Genomic DNA, 18,070 nt, shown 5'->3' with positions numbered 1-18,070 from the left:
CGCGTATGCGTGCGCAGTGTGACGGTTAGAGCAACCAAACAGTTTCGAAAGCGATCATCGCGCTGCCGGTCTTTTTCGCAATCGCACACAACGTCGCGCGCATTGGCGTGTGCAGCGGCGTCTGCGATTGCCACCAAAACTTCACGAAAGCGTCGCGGGACGGCAACCCGTTGCCCTCATGACAACCGCGAACCATACCGGGATAGGGAGACCCACCGCATGTTGACCCGCCGCAAGCTTGCCCTCCTGTCGGGCGCCGCCGCCACCTCCGCCCTGCTGTTCGCCGCCGCACTGCCGGGCTCGGCTCTCGCGCAACAGAAGACCGTGATCGATTTCTGGCACGGCCTGCCGCAGCCGCTGGGCGGCCAGCTGGAGCAGATCGCCAAGGACTTCAACGACAGCCAGCAGGCGGTCCAGGTCAACGCCTCCTACAAGGGCAGCTACCCGGAGACGATGCAGGCGGCCATCGCCGCCTTCCGCGCCGGCAACGCGCCGCACATCGTGCAGATGTTCGAGGTCGGGACCGCCACCATGATGGCCGCCGGTCCGGCGGTGAAGCCGGTCTACCAGCTGATGCAGGAGACGGGCGCGTCCTTCGACGCCGACGCCTACATCCCGGCGGTGAAGGGTTACTACTCGTCCAAGGACGGGAAGATGATGGCGCTGCCGTTCAACAGCTCCAGCACCATCATGTTCTACAACAAGGACGCCTTCCAGAAGGCCGGCCTCGATCCCAACAAGCCGCCGGCGACCTGGCCGGAGATGATCGAGGCGACGAAGACGCTGAAGGCGTCGGGCTCCACCTGCCCGCTGACCACCGCCTGGCCGGTGTGGGCGCAGTTCGAACAGCTGGGCGCCATCCACAACACGCCCTTCGCCAGCCAGGCCAACGGCTTCGGCGGCCTGAACGCCGAGCTGAAGATCGACGCCCCGCTCTACGTCAAGCATGTCCAGACGCTGATCGACATGCAGAAGGATGGCCTGTTCAAGTATGGCGGCCGCGACAACAAGCCCGACGCCCTGTTCCCGTCGGGCGAATGCGCGATGATCCACGCCTCGTCGGGCCTGCGCAGCCGCATCCTGAAGGAGGCGACCTTCGCCTGGGGTGCCGCTCCGCTGCCCTACTGGCCGGAATTTGCCAAGGACGGCCCGAAGAACAGCATCATCGGCGGCGCCGCCTTCTGGGTGATGACCTCGCCCAAGCGCACGCCGGCCGAATACAAGGCAGTGTCGCAGTTCTTCACCTACCTCGCCCGGCCCGAGGTCGATGCCAAGTGGCACATGGACACCGGCTACGTCCCGGTGACGATGAAGGGCTTCGAACTGGCCAAGGCGCAGGGCTATTACGAGAAGAACCCCGGCGCCGACGTGCCGGCCGCCCAGCTGACCCGGACGCCGACCACCGAGAACAGCATGGGCCTGCGCCTGGGCAACCTGCCGGAAATCCGCAACATCATCCAGGAAGAGCTTGAGAAGGCCTTCCAGGGCCAGCAGGACGCCAAGCAGGCCTTGGACGCCTCGATCAAGCGCGGCAACACCGTGCTGCGCAACTTCGAGCGCGCCAACAAGGGCTGATCTGCTGAACCACTCCCGCATCCCCTCTCCCCCCCCCCGGGGAGAGGGTTAGGGTGAGGGGGATGCGCGGCAAGGATCTTCAAGAATCGCGCACTCTACGCTCCCCACGAAATCCATTCCATGCCTCCCCCTCACCCCGGCCCTCTCCCCGGGGGGGAGAGGGGGAAGCCGAGCTTCACGCATAACCGCCGAAAGACCATCCTTTGCAGCGTCGCGTCACCTTCGACAACCGGCTGTTGCCCTACCTGCTGCTGGCGCCGCAGGTGGCCGTGACGCTGGTGTTCTTCATCTGGCCGGCCGCCAACGCGATCTGGCAGTCGGTGCACCTGCAGGACGCCTTCGGCATCCGCAGCGAGTTCGTCTGGTTCGAGAACTTCACCAATGTGCTGGGCGACCCGAACTATCTCGACACGCTGAAGGTCACGGTCGTCTTCAGCCTGGCGGTGACCGTGCTGGCGATGGGGCTGGCGCTGCTGCTGGCGGTGCTGGCCGATTCGAAGCTCAAGGGAGCGCGGGCCTACAAGACGCTGCTGATCTGGCCCTACGCGCTGGCGCCGGCCGTCGCGGCGGTGCTGTGGATGTTCATCTTCAACCCCGACATCGGATCCTTCGGCCGGGCGCTGCGGGCGCTGGGCTATGACTGGGATTACCGGCTGAACGGCGGGCAGGCGCTGACGATGGTGATCATGGCCGCCAGCTGGAAGCAGGTGTCCTACAACTTCATCTTCTTCCTGGCCGGATTGCAGGCGATCCCGCGCTCGGTGATGGAGGCGGCCAGCATCGACGGCGCCGGTCCGGTGCGGCGGTTCTGGACCATCACCTTCCCGTTGCTGTCGCCGACCACCTTCTTCCTGCTGGTGGTCGACATGGTCTACGCCTTCTTCGAAACCTTCGGCACCATCCACGCCCTGACCCAGGGCGGGCCGGGCAAGGCGACGGAGACGCTGATCTTCCGCGTCTATCAGGACGGCGTCGTCAACAACGACCTCGGCGGATCGTCGGCCCAGTCGGTGATCCTGATGGTGATCGTCATCGCGCTGACCGCGGTGCAGTTCCGCTTCGTCGAGCGCAAGGTCCACTACTCATGAAGCCGACCCGTTTCATCGATCTGCTGCCGCACATCGTCCTGATCGTCGGCGTCCTGATCTTCGCCTATCCGATCTATGTGACGCTGATCGGCTCCACCTGGGATTCCGGCACCATCGGCCGCGGCGGCCTGCCGCTGTGGCCGGGCGGGCAGGGGGCGACCAACTACGCCCAGGCCTGGGTGGGCGAGGCCGGCGACCGCGCCATGTACACGCCCGTCCGCACCATGATGCTGAACAGCCTGGTGATGGCGCTGTCCATCGCGCTGGGCAAGATCGCCATCTCCATCCTGTCGGCCTATGCGGTGGCCTTCTTCCGCTTTCCGCTGCGCATGGCCTTCTTCTGGCTGATCTTCATCACGCTGATGCTGCCGGTGGAGGTGCGGATCATCCCGACCTACAAGGTCGTCGCCGACCTCGGCCTGATCAACACCTATGCCGGGCTCGCCATCCCGCTGATCGCGTCGGCCACCGCGACCCTGCTGTTCCGCCAGTTCTTCCTGACCATTCCGGACGAGCTGCTGGAGGCGGCGAAGATCGACGGCGCCGGGCCGGTGCGCTTCTTCATCGACGTGGTGCTGCCGCTGTCGCGCACCAACATCGCCGCACTCTTCGTCATCCTCTTCATCTATGGCTGGAACCAGTATCTCTGGCCGCTTCTGGTCACCAGCAGCGGCGACATGGAAACCATCGTGACCGGCATCACCAAGATGATCGGCACCGGCGAATCGGCCAACGACTGGCACATCATCATGGCGACCACGGTGCTGGCGATGCTTCCGCCGGTGGCGGTGGTGGTGTTCATGCAGCGCTGGTTCGTCAAAGGTCTTGTGGACAGCGAAAAGTAAGCGCGGGCGAAGGGAAAGAAGAACAATGGCAACCGTTGAAATCCGCAACGTCCGCAAGTCCTACGGCCCGGTCGAAGCGATCAAGGGCATCGACATCGCGATCCAGGACGGGGAATTCCTCGTCCTGCTCGGCCCGTCGGGCTGCGGCAAGTCCACCCTGCTGCGCATGGTCGCCGGGCTGGAAGGCATCACCGGCGGCGAGATCGCCATCGGCGGGCGCGTGGTCAACCATCTGGACCCGAAGGACCGCGACATCGCGATGGTGTTCCAGAACTATGCGCTCTATCCGCACATGACGGTCTTCGACAACATGGCCTACGGCCTGAAGATCCGCGGCATTCCGAAGGCGGAAATCCGGGCGCGCGTCGACAAGGCGGCGAACATCCTCGAACTCGGCCGCTTCCTCGACCGCCGGCCGAGCCAGCTGTCGGGCGGCCAGCGCCAGCGCGTCGCCATGGGGCGCGCCATCGTGCGCGAGCCGGCTGCCTTCCTGTTCGACGAACCGCTGTCGAACCTGGACGCCAAGCTGCGCACCCAGATGCGGGTGGAGATCAAGCGGCTTCAGGACCGGCTCGGCATCACCAGCCTCTACGTCACCCACGATCAGGTGGAGGCGATGACGCTGGCCGACCGCATCCTGGTGATGAACCATGGCGTGGCCGAGCAGATCGGCACGCCGCTGGAGGTCTACCAGCGCCCGGCCAGCCTGTTCGTCGCCGGCTTCATCGGCTCGCCGCCGATGAATGTGCTGGACGGCCGCATCGACGACCGCGGCGAGGCGGTGCTGCTGCCCGGCGGCCAGCGCTTGGCCTTGCCGCAGCCGCGCCCGACCGACGCGGGCCGTCCGGTGAAGCTCGGCATCCGGCCGGAGCACATGACCGTCGCCGCAGAGGGGTTCTCCGGCGGTTTCTCCATCGAGATCGAACTGGTCGAGGCGCTGGGCGCCGACACCGTGGTCTATGGCCGTCTGCCGGACGGCGAGAGCCTGCTGGTCCGCATGGCCGGCATCCCCACCGTGCGCGAGCGCGACCGGCTGACGGTCACCCCGCAGGACGGCGCCCTGCACCTGTTCGACGCGGTGACCGGCCGCCGGGTGGAGTGACCGGGCGCGGCCGCTCTCCGATCAGAAGTCCGAACAGCGGCCTTTGAACTCCCAGTCGCCGTAGCGGGTCGGCTCCGGCCCCTTCGGGCCGCCGATCTCGCCGGGTTTCTGTTCCGGGCCCTTGGTTTCCGTTCCATCGGTGGCGGTTCCGGCGGTCACCGCCTCGGCGGCATCCTGTTGCGGCTTGGTCGGTTCGGTCATCATGTCCATCGCGAAACTGTGGGCATACTGGCAGGCATCTTGAACGCGGGCGCGCCCCGGACCCATATCTGGATCATGTCCGGGATCGGAGCGGATTACCCCGCTTCGGCCCATCCTGAACCGATATGGCGATCATGACCAGCTATCTGAAGACCACCATCCTCCTTGCCGGCCTGACGGCGATCTTCATGGCGGTCGGCTTCCTGCTGGGCGGCAAGACCGGCCTGATCATCGCCTTCGTCATGGCGCTGGGCATGAATTTGTTCAGCTACTGGAATTCGGGCGACATGGTGCTGTCGATGTACGGCGCCCGCGAGGTCGACGCCTATTCCGCTCCCGAGTTCCACGGCATCGTCGCCCGGCTGGCGGAACGCGCCGGCTTGCCGATGCCGCGCGTCTACATCATCCAGAACGACCAGCCCAACGCGTTCGCCACCGGCCGCGACCCGGACCATGCGGCGGTCGCCGCCACCACCGGCCTGTTGCAGCGCCTGACGCCGGAGGAGATCGCCGGCGTGATGGCACATGAGTTGGCCCATGTGAAGAACCGCGACACCCTGATCATGACGATCACCGCGACCATCGCCGGCGCGGTGTCGATGCTCGGCAATTTCGGCCTGTTCTTCGGCGGCTCCAGCAACGACGAGCGCGGCGGCAATCCGCTGGGCATGGTCGGGGCGATCCTGGCCGCCATCCTCGCCCCCATCGCCGCGACGCTGGTGCAGATGGCGATCAGCCGCACCCGCGAATTCGAGGCCGACCGCATCGGCGCGGAGATCTGCGGCCGTCCCAACTGGCTGGCCGACGCGCTGACCAACATCCACAACAGCGCCACCCACATCCCCAATTATCAGGCGGAGGCGCACCCGGCGACCGCCCACCTGTTCATCGCCAACCCGCTCAGCGGCGCCAGCATGGCCAGCCTGTTCTCCACCCACCCCGACATGGGCGAGCGGGTGGCACGGCTCCGCGCGATGGCGGCCCATACCGGCAGCTTTACCGGCGGTTTCGGCGGTGGCGGGTTTGGTGGAGGCGGCCGGACCCCGCCGCGCGACGGCCGCTCGCCCTGGCGCGCGCCGCCGCAGGGCGGCCAGGGCGGCTTCATGCCGCAGAACCGCCGCGGCCCCTGGGGCTGATCTGGGGCTGATCTCTCCGGCAAGCTTCTGGTAAAGCATTGCGCGCCGAAGGGGTAGGCGACTACCCTTCCGGCACGCGCTCAATCATGACGGTCGCCAGGGGATTTCTTGCATGTCCGACGCCGCGAAGTACCGCCTTGTCACCCGCTCCGATTTCGACGGGCTCGTCTGCGCCGTCCTGTTGAAGGAGCTGGGCATCCTCGACGAGATCAAGTTCGTCCATCCCAAGGACATGCAGGACGGCAAGATCGAGATCACCGACCGCGACATCACCACCAACCTGCCTTACGTCGACGGCGCCCATCTGGTGTTCGACCACCACCTGTCGGAAACCATGCGCGTCGGCGAGAAGCCCAACCACATCATCGACCCCAAGGCGCCGTCGGCCGCCCGCGTCGTCTATGATTACTATGGCGGGAAGGAGCGTTTTCCCACCATCTCCGACGAGATGATGGAAGCGGTCGATCAGGCCGACTCGGCGCAGTACCAGCGCGAGGACATCCTGAACCCGACCGGCTGGACCCTGCTGAACTTCATCATGGACGCGCGCACCGGCCTGGGCCGCTTCCGCGAGTTCCGGGTGTCGAACTACCAGCTGATGATGGATCTGATCGACTACTGCCGCAGCCATACCATCGAGCAGATACTGGATTTGCCCGACGTGAAGGAGCGGGTGGAGCTTTACACCCAGCATGCCGAGCTGTTCGTCGACCAGCTGAAGCGCTGCGCCACCGTGCACGGCAACGTCGTCGTGCTCGACCTCCGCAAGGAGGAGACGATCTATGCCGGCAACCGCTTCATGATCTACGCGCTGTTCCCCGACACCAACGTGTCGATCCATGTCCTGTGGGGCCTGAAGCAGCAGAACACCGTGCTGGCCTGCGGCAAGTCGATCCTGGACCGCAGTTCGAAGACGGACATCGGCCCGTTGATGCTCCAGTATGGCGGCGGCGGCCATCAGGCGGCCGGCACCTGCCAGGTCGACAACGACCGGGCCGAAGAGGTACTGGAGGCGATCGTCGCCCGCATGCGCGCGGACGGCTGAGCGTCACCGACCGGGTTTCGAGCGATTGAGCGCCTTTCTTTCTTTTCCCGACGACACCCTGTTCGACGCCGGCTGGCTGTCCGCCCTGTCCGACGAGGTGCCGAGGACGGAGGCGCTCGACCGTGCCCGGCCGGTGGTCGCCGACGCCATCGCCCGCACCGATGCGGCAGGGGCGGCGGCGCTGGCCAGCATCGAGGCGCTGGTGGAGAGGGCGGCGCTCGACGCCATCCAGGCCCTGCTGGCGGCGGAGACGGTGGAGTTGCCGGACGCCGCCGCGGCGGGCGAGCGCTCGATTCATGAGCTGATGAGCCGCGTGGCCTACAAGCGCCGCGAGCTGATGCCGCTGTTCCCCGAGCTGATCGCGCGGGTGGCCGCCGTCCATGCCGCCGCGATCCACGCCTGCGGCAATGCCCGCTGGCGCCTGATGGCGGCGCGGGCGCGGATGCAGCCCGGCCGGCCGTCCAGCCCGATCCAGGGCGCCGGCACCCGCTATGTGAAGAGCGACCGCTTCGACGCCCGCGCCGCCGAGAGCCTTCCCGGCATCGACCGCACCCGCGCCGACCGCATCCTGAAGCGGCTGGGCGAGGCGCCGGTGCCGGACGAGCTGGAGCTTCGTCCGCTGGACGGCGGCGGCGATCTCTGGACCATCAAGGCCGGCGGGATCAGCCGCTTCATCCTGCGGGTCGAGCGCGACCGGCGCGGACCGTTCTACATGGTGGAGGACGTCGGGCCACAAGCGGCCTGACGGTTCACGAGGACTGCCGCGACCGCATCTGTTCGCGATAGAAGATGTAGACGCCGCTGCCGACGATGACGGCGGTGCCGAGGATCGTCGACAGGCGCAGCTCCTCGCCGAACAGCATCAGCGAATAGACCGCCGCCCACACCAGCGTGGTGTAGCCGAAGGGCGCCACGGTGGCGGCCGGGGCGGCGCTGTAGGCGCGGATCAGGCAGAAATGGCTGATGCCGCCCAGCGTCCCCAGCAGGATCATCAGCGCCGCGCCCGTCAGGTCGGGCGTCACCCAGTTGAAGGGCAGGGCCAGCGTGCAGGCGACCGTCCCGGCCATGCCGGTGTAGAAGATGGTGGTCGTCGGCGAGTCCACGCCCCGCAGCTTGCGGGTGGCGATCTGGTACAGCGCGTTGCTGAAGGCCGCGGCCAGCGGCAGGGCCAGCGCCCATTGGAAGGTGCCGCCCACCGGCCCGACGATGATCAGCGCGCCGGCCATCCCGACCAGCACGCCAACCCAGCGCCGCCAGCCGACCTTCTCGCCCAGCAAGGGCACCGACAGCGCCGTGATCAGGACCGGCACGGCGGCGGCAATCGCCTGCACCTCTGCGAAGGGGATGCTGCGCAGGGCCAGCACGGCGAACAGCGTGGTCGCCAGCAGCAGGCAGGAGCGGACGAGTTGCAGCGGCAGCCGGTGCGACACCATCAGATGCGGGCTGCGCCACGCGACGACCGTGCCCACCAGCAGCATGTGCACGGCGAAGCGCGCCCAGGCGACCTCAACCACCGGGTAGCTTTTGGTCAGGACCCGGATGGTGGCGTCCTGGGTGACGAACAGCAGCGTCGTCAGCATCATCCAGAAAATGCCGGCCCGGCCCGACCGCCGTTCCGCCAGGGCCCGCTCGGCCAAAGTATTTTCCGCCAAAGCCGCTTCCGCCCGCGCAGCCTCAGCCGCAGCCGGCGCACTCTCTCCCGTACTCATCGCCCCCGCTTTCCCTGCCTCGCCATACTAGTATATGGACGGGACGCGGGCGGTGGCCTGACAAGGGCGGGACATTGCCGTGTCCGGGGCGCAGGGCTGGGGCGCGAGGCTACGGCGCAAGACTGCGGCACCTCAGATCCCGGCCACGCCCCACAGCAGCAGCGCCACCAGCCCGACCAGCAGCAGGGAGGCGACGGCGGACAGGGCGAGCGCCCGCCCGATATCGGCGGGGGTGACGCGGGCGCGGCCGTCGCCGATCCAGCTCTCGGTGATGACCACACCGCCGTCGCGGTGCGGGCCGCCCAGCGCCAGCCCCAGCGCGCCGGCCATCGCGGCGATGGGCCAGCCCATGTTCAGCGACGGGTGCTTGCGCGCGTCGCGGCCGAGAGCGCGCAAGGCGCCGCCGGCCTTGGCGGTGCCGATGAAGGGGGCGGCCAGCGCCAGGAGCAGACCGGCCAGACGGGCGGGCAGGGCGTTCAGCGCGTCGTCCAGCGTCGCCGCGGTCGATCCGAAGCGGCCATGGCGGACACCGGGGCTGCCGAGCGCGGCGTCGGCGCCGTCCATCGCGGTCCAGACGAACAGGCCCGGCACGCCGAGCAGGGCATAGCCGAAGACAGGAGCCACCAGCTTGCGGTCGAAGGCGCGGGCGGCGGCCTCCACCGCCGCACGGGCGATGCCATGCTCGTCCAGTCCATAGACATGGCGGCGGGTCAGCGACTGGATCGCCTCCTGCCCGGCGACGACTCCGCCGCTTTCCAGCGCCCGGCGCACCGCCCGCACGCGGGTCCAGGCTGCCCGGCCGCGCAGGCCGCAGAGCAGGGCCAGCAGCTCCACCATCCAGCCGCGGCCGATGGAGCCGATCCACTCCACCAGCAGCCCGGCGGCGGCGGCGATCAGCACCAGCGCCAGCACCACCAGCGCCCCGCGGAACAGCTGGGCCGGCTTGCCCCGCTCCGCCCGGTTCAGCCGGGCATCGGCGGCGTTGCAGAAGCGCCGCGCCAGACCCGCCGGGTCGGGCAGGATGCGGTCCAGCCAGTCGCCGAACAGCGCGTCGATCCCCAACGCCAGCAGCAGAAGCAGCAGCGGGCCGGGACCGCCGAAGGCCGAACCGAACATGGAGTCTCCGGGGCAGAGGATCAGCGGAGGGTGGTCAGCGGGCGCCAGCCTGGCGCAGCAACGTACCTACGCGCGAGTTGCGGCTTTCCTGCGCCCAGTTCAGCGCGGTCCGCCCGGTGAAGTCGGAACGGTCGACCTTGGCCCCGGCCTTCAGCAGCCGGTCCACCACGTCGGCCCGGCCGTTGCGGGCGGCGACCATCAGCGGGGTCATGCCTTCACGGTTCTCCATGTCGACCTTGGCGCCCTTTTTCAGCAGCAGGTCGATCAGTTCCGGATTGCCGCTCTCGGCCGCGGCCAGCAGCGGGGTGACGCCGGCCTTGTCGGCGCGGTTCACGTTGGCGCCGCTGTCCAGCAGCAGGGCGGCGATGGCCGGGCTGGAGCGGTCGACGGCAGCCAGCAGGGCGGTCTTGCCATGGATGTCCGCCTGGTTGGGGTTCTCGCCCCGCAACAGGGCGCCCTTCGTCTTGGTGACGTCGCCGTCATTGACCGCCTGCATCAGGCCGGTGTCCTGGAACAGGCTGATCTGGGCGAGGGCCGGGGCGGCGGTGCCGACGGACAGGCCGGCCGCAAGCAGGGGGGCGAACAGGGTGGCGAGCAGGAGCCGCTTCATGGCGGGTATCCTTCCTTGACAGCATGGGTGCCGGATACTAGCCAGAACACCGGTGCTTTTGCCAGATCGGCCTTCATCGCCAGACCCTGCGCCGACAGGTCCGCATCGACAGGTTGAACCCATGGTCCGCAATCCGCTCGCCCGCCACATCGCGCTTTTCCTGCTGGTGAAGGCCGTGCTGATCGGGCTGGGCCTGTGGTGGTTCCTGGGGGCCATGCCGGAACCGCGCGGCGCGGTCCCGCCGCCGGCCTCATCGCGACCCTGAACGGAACCTTGCCCCCGCTTTCCGGTTGGATTCGGATTGTTCGGACTTCCTGCCAAGCGAAGGGGTGGAGGCATGATCGAGAGCCGCGACCAGAACCCGACCACGATCGATTCCAGTGCCTGGACGGGAGACAGCGGAACCGCCGGCACCGATGCCGGCAGCACCGATGCGACGGTGCGCGAGGCCGTGGCGGTCTTCGACAGCCGCGATGCCCTGCAGAACGCCATCGACGACCTGACGCTCGCCGGCTTCCAGCGTCACGAGTTGAGCCTGCTGGCCAATGACGAGACGATCCGCGAGCGGCTGGGCGATGTGCCGGGCGACGTCGGCAGCCTTGCCCACGACCCCGACGCGCCGCGGCAGGCCTACATCTCGCCGGAGGATGTCGGCAGCGGCAAGGGGGCCGCGGTCGGCTTCCCCGCCTATGTCGGCGCCATCATCGCCACCGGCGCCGTGCTCGCCACCGGCGGCACCGCCCTGGCCGCCGCCGCCGCCGCCGCTGCCGCGGGTGTCGGCAGCGGGGCGGCGGGATCCTTCCTGTCGCAATGGATCACCGACAAGCGCAACGAGCCGATGCTGCAACATCTCGACAAGGGCGGCATCCTGCTGTGGGTCAATGTCGGCGACGCCGCCCGCGAACGCATCGCGCTGGAGATCCTGGGCCGCCACGCCACCCGGCCGGCCGAGGTTCACGACGTGCGGCAGACCGGATCGATGTGACGACCCGCCGCCGCTTCACCCCCGCCCCGGCTCCCCCCGCCCCGGCTATCCCCGCCGTCCGCGGCGGACCAGCGCGTCGGGGGTGAAGTCCTCCGGCTTCAGCGGGGAATCGTAGCGCGGCGGGGGCAGGCCGTTCTCCACGCCGCGGGCGGTGTAGCGGTCGGCCGTCAGGTCGAAGGCGAACTCCATCGTCGGCACCAGCGCCGGCACCTGCCAGTCCGGCAGCGGGTGCGCTTCGGCGTAGCGCAGAAGCTCTCCCTTGCCGTTGTAATGCTCCGACGCCAGGATCTGCCAGCTGTCCTCGTCCAGGTAAAAGGTGCGGTCGGGCAGCGAATGCTTGAAGTTCGGCTTCAGTCGGGCGTCGACCACCCAGACCCGGTGCATCTCATAGCGCAGGAACTGCGGGTTGGGATGGTGCGGCCACAGGATGTCCCGCATCGTCAGGCTGGGGTTGGTCAGCCGGTGGGCGTTGTACGGCATGTACATCTCGCGCCGAGTCACCAGCATGTAGTCGAAGCGGTCGAGCGCGCCGCTGAACATGTCCAGCATGTCTGCGGTACAGATCCCGCCGGTCACCGGGTCGGGCGTGTCATAGGCGAAGTCGGACGCCGGAACGACGCGCCCGCGCTCCCCCTCCCGCACCCAGGCGCGGGTGCGGGCGGCGATGGGGTCGAGCGTCCCCTGGACGATCAGGCTGCTGCCCGCCTGTTCCTTAGGGTCCAGGATGGTGCGGCGGTAGAGCAGGGGCGGGGCGGCGGCATCCCCAGCGGCATAGGGCGAGGCGAAATCCTCGCGCAGCCGGGTCAGCGACCGGGTTCCGTCGCCGGACAGCACAGCGGTCAGGCTGGTGCGCGACACAGTGCCGCCACGCCAGCGCAGCTTGTGGTTCCACATCGCCTGCACGCCGTTCGCCGGAATCGGGAAGGGCACCCCCACCGCCGCATCGCGCAGGGCCAGCCCGTTCTCGCCCAGCCTGGCGCGGTCGGCGTTGGCGAGCGAGGCGTCATAGATGCGCTGCGGTGCCGCGGCGCTGCGGCGGCTGGGAAACAGCGCCAGTTCGAAGCTGTCCGGAAACTTCTCCAGCAGGGCCTGCTGCCCGGCGGTCAGCCGGACCTTGTAGCGCTCGACATCGGCAGCGCCGACGGTGAACCAGCGCACGTCCTCGATATAGGGATCGGGCGAGGGGCGGTCCGGCACATAGCCGCGCGGCGCCTCGGTCAGCCCGCCGGTCCAGGGCGGGATCGCCCGCGTGCGGTTGCCGGCGCGCACCGCCCCGAAGGAAGTCAGTTCCTCGCCCAGCCGCGGCACGCCGACATCGGTCGGGGCGCTTTGAGCGAGAGCGCCAGAGGGGGTGACGGCAGAGGCAGCGGCCCCCAGCAGCAGGCCGAGGGCTTGCCGCCGGTCGGGGTGGAAATCCGTCGGGTCGCTCATGCCGTCGACCGCTCCATGAGAGCCAGTTCCCGTTCGATGGCGGTGCAGGTCGCGGCGAAGCTGTCGCGCAGCCGGCCGGCCTCCTCCGTAAGCCGGGGGAGCGGGGCGCCTTCGGCTGCCGACCGCTCCAGCACGCGGGCGGCCTCGGCCAGCGGCTTGGCGCCGGCATTGCGGGAGGAGCCCTTCAGATTGTGGGCGCATGCCCGCATCCGGTCGCGGTCGCCGATGTCGAGAGCCTTGTCCAGATCGGCGATCACCCCATGGCCGATGGCGATGAAATCGCCCAGCAGTTCCGCCAGCATCTCCGCATCGCCGCCGCACAGCGCGCGCAGGCCGGCAAGTTCAATGAACGGTTCGTGCAATGTCTCGGGCACCGGCTCCGGCAACGGCTGTGCCGGAACTTCGGCTGACGCGGCGGGAGCCGGCGGCATCCAGCGGGCGAGCGTCGCCCCCAATTGCGACAGCTCCAGCGGCTTGCTCAGCACGTCGTCCATGCCGGCGGCGCGATAGCGTTCGATGTCGGCCGGGGCGGCGTTGGCGGTGATGGCGACAATCGGAAGGCGGTCAGCCGCCGGTTCGTCGCCGCGGATCCGGCGGGTCAGCTCGAACCCGTCGATCTCCGGCATCTGGACGTCGGTCAGCAGCAGGGCGAAGCGCCGCCGGCCCTGCCGCATGGCATCGAGCGCCTCCAGCGCCTCGGCTCCGCCGGGCGCCATCTCCGCGGCATAGCCCAGCGCCTGCAACTGCATCAACAGAACCTTGCGGTTCACCGGATTGTCTTCGGCAACCAGGATCAGGCGCCCCTGGGCTTCCGCCTCCTCCACGCCGGGGGCGCCGGCGGCGGGGCCTGCCGCGGTCCTGGCCCCGGCGGACGATGGCAGGGCGGGGGATTGTGGGTGGACCGGCTGGAGATGCAGCCTGCCGGCGGCGACGGCCACCGCGCGCAACAGGACCAGCCGGCGCAGCGGGCGGCTCAGCACCACCGTGCCGGCTTCCGCCCCACGCGTCGCGGGGTGGGAGGACGGGCCGGGCATGCCGCCCGTCTCATGGCAGAGCAGGACCACCGGTGGCCGGGCCTCGCCGCTGCGGCGGCCAAGCTCCTCCGGCGCGCAGGCGGCGGCCGGGACATGCAGCGCCTCGTCGATGGTGACGACGCCGACCGCGCAGCCGGCTTCGCGCGCGATGCGGGCCTGGGCCGCCAGTTCGTGCGGGGAGGAGGCGGGCAGCACGCGGGCGCCGGCCTGCTCCAGATAGCGGGCGAGGAAACCGCGCTCCGCGTCGTCGGGCACGCCCAGCAGGACGGTCAGCCCGTCCAGATCGACGGCGTCGGAACCGTCCTCCGCCGAAACCGGCGCGGTCGTGCCGGTCAGGGGCAGGCGCAGCCAGAAGGTGGAACCGAGGCCCGCCTCGCTTTCCACCCCGATCTCGCCGCCCATCAGGGCGGCCAGCCGCCGGCTGATCGACAGGCCGAGCCCGGTGCCGCCGAAGCGCCGGGTGGTGGAGCTTTCCGCCTGGGTGAAGGGCTGGAACAGGCGCTGGCGCGTCGCCTCGGCGATGCCGATGCCGGTGTCGCAGACGGCGATGCGCAGCAGCGTTTCCGTCCCTGTCTGGGGCGACTCCAGCTCGGCGCGCAGCACGACGCGCCCGGTCTCGGTGAATTTGATGGCGTTGCCGGCCAGATTGAACAGGATCTGGCGCAGCCGCACCGGATCGCCCAGCAGCGCCTGCGGGATCGCCGGGTCGACATAGGTCAGCAGCGTCAGCCCCTTGGCCCCGGCAGCGGGGGCCAGCGTTTCCGCCACCCCCTCCACCAGCGCCGGGACCGACAGCGCCACCCGTTCCAGATCCATCTTCCCGGCTTCGATCTTCGAGAAGTCCAGGATGTCGTCGATGATCCGCAGCAGCGCGTTGGCCGACTCGCGCATGGTGCCGACGGTGTCGCGCTGGTGGTCGTCCAGCTCCGTCCGCTCCAAGAGGCCAAGCATGCCCAGCACACCGTTCATCGGCGTGCGGATCTCGTGGCTCATGGTGGCGAGGAAGGCGGATTTGGCCTTGGTCGCCTCTTCCGCCTGCTCGCGGCTTTCGCGCAGCTCGCGCGTGCGTTCCGCCACCCGGGTTTCGATGGACTGGATCTGGTCGAAGGCGCGCAGCGCCGCGATCACCGCGGTGAACAGGCTTTCCGCCGACAGGTCGGCCTTCGGCTTGTAGTCGTTGATGTCGTAATCGACGATCACGTCGCGCTGCGGCGCCTGACCCGGCTGGCCGGTGCGCAGGATGATGCGGACATCGCGGTTGCCCAGCCCGTCCCTGATCCAGCGCACCAGCTTCAGGCCGGAATCGTCCTCCTCCATCACCACGTCGAGCAGGATCACGGCGATGTCGTGCCGGCTTTCCAGCACGGTGCGGGCGTCCGCCGCGGTCAAGCAACTGACGAGGTCCAGCCGCCGCCGCTGGAAGGCGACATCGGCCAGCAGCAGCCCGGTCATGGAATGGACGTCGGACTCGTCGTCCACCACCAGGATCACCCAGGGCGGGGCCGCCGGGTCGACCGGCTCCGCGCCGGTGGCGGCCTCGCCGGGATCGGGTGGAGCGCCGTCCGCCTCCTCGTCGGCGAACAGGATTTCGTCGTCGTCGTAGGCGCCGGTGCTCATGCGGGTTCGGTCTCCAGCGGTACGGGCGTCGGCGAAGGCGTGGCGGCGGCAGGACTGCCGGGGGGCATGACGGTCTTGGGAATGCGCAGGGTGAAGGTAGTTCCATCGCCGGGAACGCTGTCAACCGAGATCCGCCCGCCCAGCGACTGGGTGACCAGATTGAACACGATGTGCAGCCCCAGGCCGCTGCCGCCCGACCCGCGCCGGGTGGTGAAGAAGGGCTCGAACACCTTGGGCAGGTTTTCCGCTGCGATGCCGACGCCGTCGTCGGCGAAGCGGATCTCTACCTCGCCCTCGGCAACCTCGCCCACGTCGATGACCATGTGCCCCTTGCTGTCCGCCGGGAAGGCGTGGGTCAGCGCGTTCATCACCAGATTGGTCACCACCTGACTCAGCGCGCCGGGGAAGCTGTCCATCGGGATGCCGGGCGAACAGGCGATGGCGACGCGGTGGCGGCTCTTGCGCAGGGTGGGGCCGAGCGAGGTCACCACCTCCTCCAGATAGGCCAGCAGGTCGAAGCGGCGGCGCTCCTCGCTGGTCTGGTCGACGGCGACGCGCTTGAAGCTCTGGATCAGTTCGGCGGCGCGGGTCAGGTTCTGTTCGATCAGCCGGGAGGATTCGCTGGCGGTGGCGACATAGGCGGCAAGCTCCGACTTCTTCATCGTCCCGCGCTCGAACCCCTCGGCCAGCATCCCGGTCCGGCCCGACAGGTGGGTTGCGCAGCCGAAGGCGATGCCGATGGGGGTGTTGATCTCATGCGCGACGCCGGCGACCAGCAGGGCGAGCGAGGCCATCTTCTCCGCCTGGACCAGATTGGCCTGGGTCTCCTTCAGGTCGGCATAGGCGCGCTCCAGCTCCTGCATCGCATTGAAGATTTCCTCGGCCGACCGGGCTTCCACCGTCACGTCGGTCAGGGTGCGGACGAATCCGCCCTCCGGCAGCGGGTTGGTGCGCACCTCGACGATGCGGCCGTCGGGACGGCGGCGCTTGAAGGTGAAGGGCTGGTCGATCATCCCCGCCGGCTCCTCCACCGGCTCGCCCGGCGGCATCGCGAAGCCACCATCCATACCGGCGTCGGCGCCGCTTCCGCGGCCCCCCGCGCCGATGCCGTAGCTGAGATAGAGGTCGGGATCGTCGCCCATCTCGCCGAACTCGCCCTGGCGGCGCTGGAGCGCCACGACATCGGCGAAGCGCGGGTTGCCGGCCAGCACCTCGGGCCGGATGTTCAGCAGCTCGGCGGCGCGGCGGTTCGCCGTCACCACCCGTCCGTCGCCGTCGACCTTGATGATGCCCTGGTCGGTGTTGTCCAGCGTGACCTGCAGCACGTTGCGCTCATGCGCCAGATCCAGCTCGGCCCGCACCCGTTCGGTGACGTCGGACATGGTTCCGGTCAGGCGGCGGGCGCGGCCGTCGGGATCGCGCTGGGCGGTGGCGCGGTCCTCGATCCAGGCCCACCGGCCGTCGCGCCGGCGCATGCGGTAGACGGCGGTGTAGGCCATGGCGCGGTCGCGCACCCGGCGCCGCGACTCCGCCATCACCCGCTCCGCCTCGTCCGGATGCAGCAGCGAGGACCAGGTCTCCGCCGTCATCGGCAGCTCGCTCGGACCATAGCCGAGCAGGGCGGGGAACTCCTTCGACCACCAATATTGCCCGCTGTGCAGGTCGTAATCCCAGACGGAGGACCGGGTGGCGGTGATGGCCAGCGCCAGCCGCTGCTCGCTCTTGCGCAGGGCGGCCTCCTCCTGTCCCAGCCGGGCGAGCATGGCGTTGTGGGCCTGGATCACCCGCCCAAGCTCATCGGCGGCGCGCCAGTCCACCGGCTGGTGCCCGCCGCCCCGTTCCGATTCCAGGATGGAGGCGATCAGCCGCCCCAGCGGCCGGCCCACCGTCAGCCGCAGCGCCGCCAGCGCCGCCGCGATGGTGCCGGCCAGCATCAGCAGAAGCAGCACCGCGGTGTTCACCACCTCCTGCCGCAGCTGTTCGCGGACGACGTCGTGGCTGTAATGCAGGGTGATGGTGCCGACCTGGAGGTTCTGGACCCGGACCGGCCGGCGTTCGATGTTGGCGTCGCTGCTCAAGGGACAGCTCGGTCCCGGCCAGGCGAACAGCCCGTCGGCCAGATCGTCGCTCACCTCGACGCAGACAAGCTCCCGGTTGGCGCCGATGGCCTGGATGACATTGCGGATCGCCTGGACGTCGAAGGTCCACAGATTGTTGGACAGCGCCGCCGCGTTGATGTCGGCGATGGTCGCCACCTTTTCCCGCAGCGCCGCCTGCAAATCCTTGTAGCGGTCGTAGAAGAACAGGGCCGAGAACAGCGAAACCGCGACCACGAGGCTGGGCACCAGGATCAGCAGGAATTTGGCCGACACCGTCGGTATGCGCCGCCATGCCTCAGCGATCCTGGTCATGCCTTGCCGTTCCGGAGGTTCGTCGTAGGGCGGCTGGCGGCGATGCGGCACGCGGAGCGCGCACCTCCCCAAGGACGTTCTACCCCGTCGTCCGCCCCCCGTCCATGCGGGTTGAGTCCCAGGGGCGGGAAGCTGAGGAAAAGTGTCGCGCCCGAGGGGAGCGGT

At 69.1% G+C, this 18,070-nt stretch carries 16 protein-coding genes; 9 read left to right on the top strand and 7 right to left on the bottom strand.

The window, feature by feature from the left end; translation table 11 throughout:
• Positions 1–219 precede the first annotated feature (219 nt).
• The 4 genes from ugpB to CRT60_RS31890 all read left to right on the top strand — a co-directional run bounded on the left by ugpB (position 220) and on the right by CRT60_RS31890 (position 4,610).
• Positions 220–1,575, top strand: a complete 1,356-nt coding sequence (gene ugpB, locus CRT60_RS31905; RefSeq protein ID WP_098740425.1) for a sn-glycerol-3-phosphate ABC transporter substrate-binding protein UgpB — start codon at positions 220–222, stop codon at positions 1,573–1,575.
• A 203-nt stretch (positions 1,576–1,778) separates the two neighbouring features.
• On the top strand, positions 1,779–2,663 hold the full coding sequence (gene ugpA / locus CRT60_RS31900; RefSeq protein ID WP_098740424.1) for a sn-glycerol-3-phosphate ABC transporter permease UgpA: 885 nt from the start codon (positions 1,779–1,781) through the stop codon (positions 2,661–2,663).
• A complete protein-coding gene (gene ugpE, locus CRT60_RS31895; RefSeq protein WP_098740423.1) occupies positions 2,660–3,508 on the top strand; it encodes a sn-glycerol-3-phosphate ABC transporter permease UgpE in 849 nt (282 codons plus the stop codon). The genes ugpA and ugpE overlap by 4 nt, the downstream gene beginning before the upstream one ends.
• Positions 3,509–3,533: 25 nt before the next feature.
• Positions 3,534–4,610, top strand: coding sequence for a sn-glycerol-3-phosphate import ATP-binding protein UgpC (locus tag CRT60_RS31890; protein WP_098740422.1), 1,077 nt, complete (start codon positions 3,534–3,536; stop codon positions 4,608–4,610).
• Between the two features lie 21 nt (positions 4,611–4,631).
• Here CRT60_RS31890 and CRT60_RS31885 read toward each other — a convergent pair whose 3' ends face one another.
• Positions 4,632–4,820 (bottom strand): DUF1674 domain-containing protein, encoded by a 189-nt coding sequence (locus tag CRT60_RS31885; RefSeq protein WP_098741134.1) that lies wholly within the window; start codon positions 4,818–4,820, stop codon positions 4,632–4,634.
• Positions 4,821–4,936: 116 nt separating this feature from the next.
• On the opposite strand from CRT60_RS31885, the gene htpX reads away from it, so the two are divergent.
• The 3 genes from htpX to CRT60_RS31870 all read left to right on the top strand — a co-directional run bounded on the left by htpX (position 4,937) and on the right by CRT60_RS31870 (position 7,737).
• Positions 4,937–5,947 carry a zinc metalloprotease HtpX gene (htpX, locus tag CRT60_RS31880; RefSeq protein WP_098740421.1) on the top strand — a complete coding sequence of 337 codons (1,011 nt, stop codon included), beginning with the start codon at positions 4,937–4,939 and terminating at the stop codon, positions 5,945–5,947.
• A 112-nt stretch (positions 5,948–6,059) separates the two neighbouring features.
• Positions 6,060–6,992, top strand: a complete 933-nt coding sequence (locus CRT60_RS31875) for a DHH family phosphoesterase (RefSeq protein ID WP_098740420.1) — start codon at positions 6,060–6,062, stop codon at positions 6,990–6,992.
• A gap of 25 nt (positions 6,993–7,017) precedes the next feature.
• On the top strand, positions 7,018–7,737 hold the full coding sequence (locus CRT60_RS31870) for a hypothetical protein (protein WP_098740419.1): 720 nt from the start codon (positions 7,018–7,020) through the stop codon (positions 7,735–7,737).
• A 4-nt stretch (positions 7,738–7,741) separates the two neighbouring features.
• On the opposite strand, the gene CRT60_RS31865 is transcribed toward CRT60_RS31870, so the two are convergent.
• From CRT60_RS31865 to CRT60_RS31855, 3 genes are all read right to left on the bottom strand, one after another.
• Positions 7,742–8,629, bottom strand: coding sequence for a DMT family transporter (locus tag CRT60_RS31865; RefSeq protein ID WP_244592868.1), 888 nt, complete (start codon positions 8,627–8,629; stop codon positions 7,742–7,744).
• A gap of 204 nt (positions 8,630–8,833) precedes the next feature.
• Positions 8,834–9,817, bottom strand: coding sequence for a cobalamin biosynthesis protein (locus tag CRT60_RS31860; protein WP_098740417.1), 984 nt, complete (start codon positions 9,815–9,817; stop codon positions 8,834–8,836).
• Positions 9,818–9,851: 34 nt separating this feature from the next.
• Entirely contained in the window at positions 9,852–10,427 is a 576-nt protein-coding gene (locus CRT60_RS31855) for an ankyrin repeat domain-containing protein (protein WP_098740416.1), read from the bottom strand.
• Between the two features lie 121 nt (positions 10,428–10,548).
• On the opposite strand from CRT60_RS31855, the gene CRT60_RS36565 reads away from it, so the two are divergent.
• Complete coding sequence (locus tag CRT60_RS36565) at positions 10,549–10,692, top strand: hypothetical protein (protein WP_167421847.1); 144 nt, start codon at positions 10,549–10,551, stop codon at positions 10,690–10,692.
• Between the two features lie 72 nt (positions 10,693–10,764).
• Positions 10,765–11,412, top strand: a complete 648-nt coding sequence (locus tag CRT60_RS31850; RefSeq protein ID WP_098740415.1) for a hypothetical protein — start codon at positions 10,765–10,767, stop codon at positions 11,410–11,412.
• A 45-nt stretch (positions 11,413–11,457) separates the two neighbouring features.
• On the opposite strand, the gene CRT60_RS31845 is transcribed toward CRT60_RS31850, so the two are convergent.
• Genes CRT60_RS31845 through CRT60_RS31835 form a run of 3 tightly spaced genes read right to left on the bottom strand, consistent with a single transcriptional unit; the run spans position 11,458 to position 17,905 of the window.
• The gene (locus tag CRT60_RS31845) at positions 11,458–12,843 is read right to left on the bottom strand and encodes a DUF1329 domain-containing protein (protein ID WP_098740414.1); all 1,386 of its coding nucleotides are present in this window, start codon (positions 12,841–12,843) and stop codon (positions 11,458–11,460) included.
• Positions 12,840–15,494: a response regulator gene (locus CRT60_RS31840; protein ID WP_098740413.1), complete on the bottom strand. Its 2,655-nt coding sequence runs from the start codon at positions 15,492–15,494 to the stop codon at positions 12,840–12,842. Before CRT60_RS31840 ends, CRT60_RS31845 begins: the two co-directional genes overlap by 4 nt.
• The gene (locus CRT60_RS31835) at positions 15,491–17,905 is read right to left on the bottom strand and encodes an ATP-binding protein (protein WP_098740412.1); all 2,415 of its coding nucleotides are present in this window, start codon (positions 17,903–17,905) and stop codon (positions 15,491–15,493) included. The genes CRT60_RS31840 and CRT60_RS31835 overlap by 4 nt, the downstream gene beginning before the upstream one ends.
• Positions 17,906–18,070 lie beyond the last annotated feature (165 nt).

Source organism: Azospirillum palustre (genome assembly GCF_002573965.1).
Taxonomy (GTDB): Bacteria; Pseudomonadota; Alphaproteobacteria; order Azospirillales; family Azospirillaceae; genus Azospirillum; species Azospirillum palustre.
The sequence above is the reverse complement of the archived record's forward strand: the minus strand, read 5'-3'. Positions and strand labels throughout refer to the sequence as shown.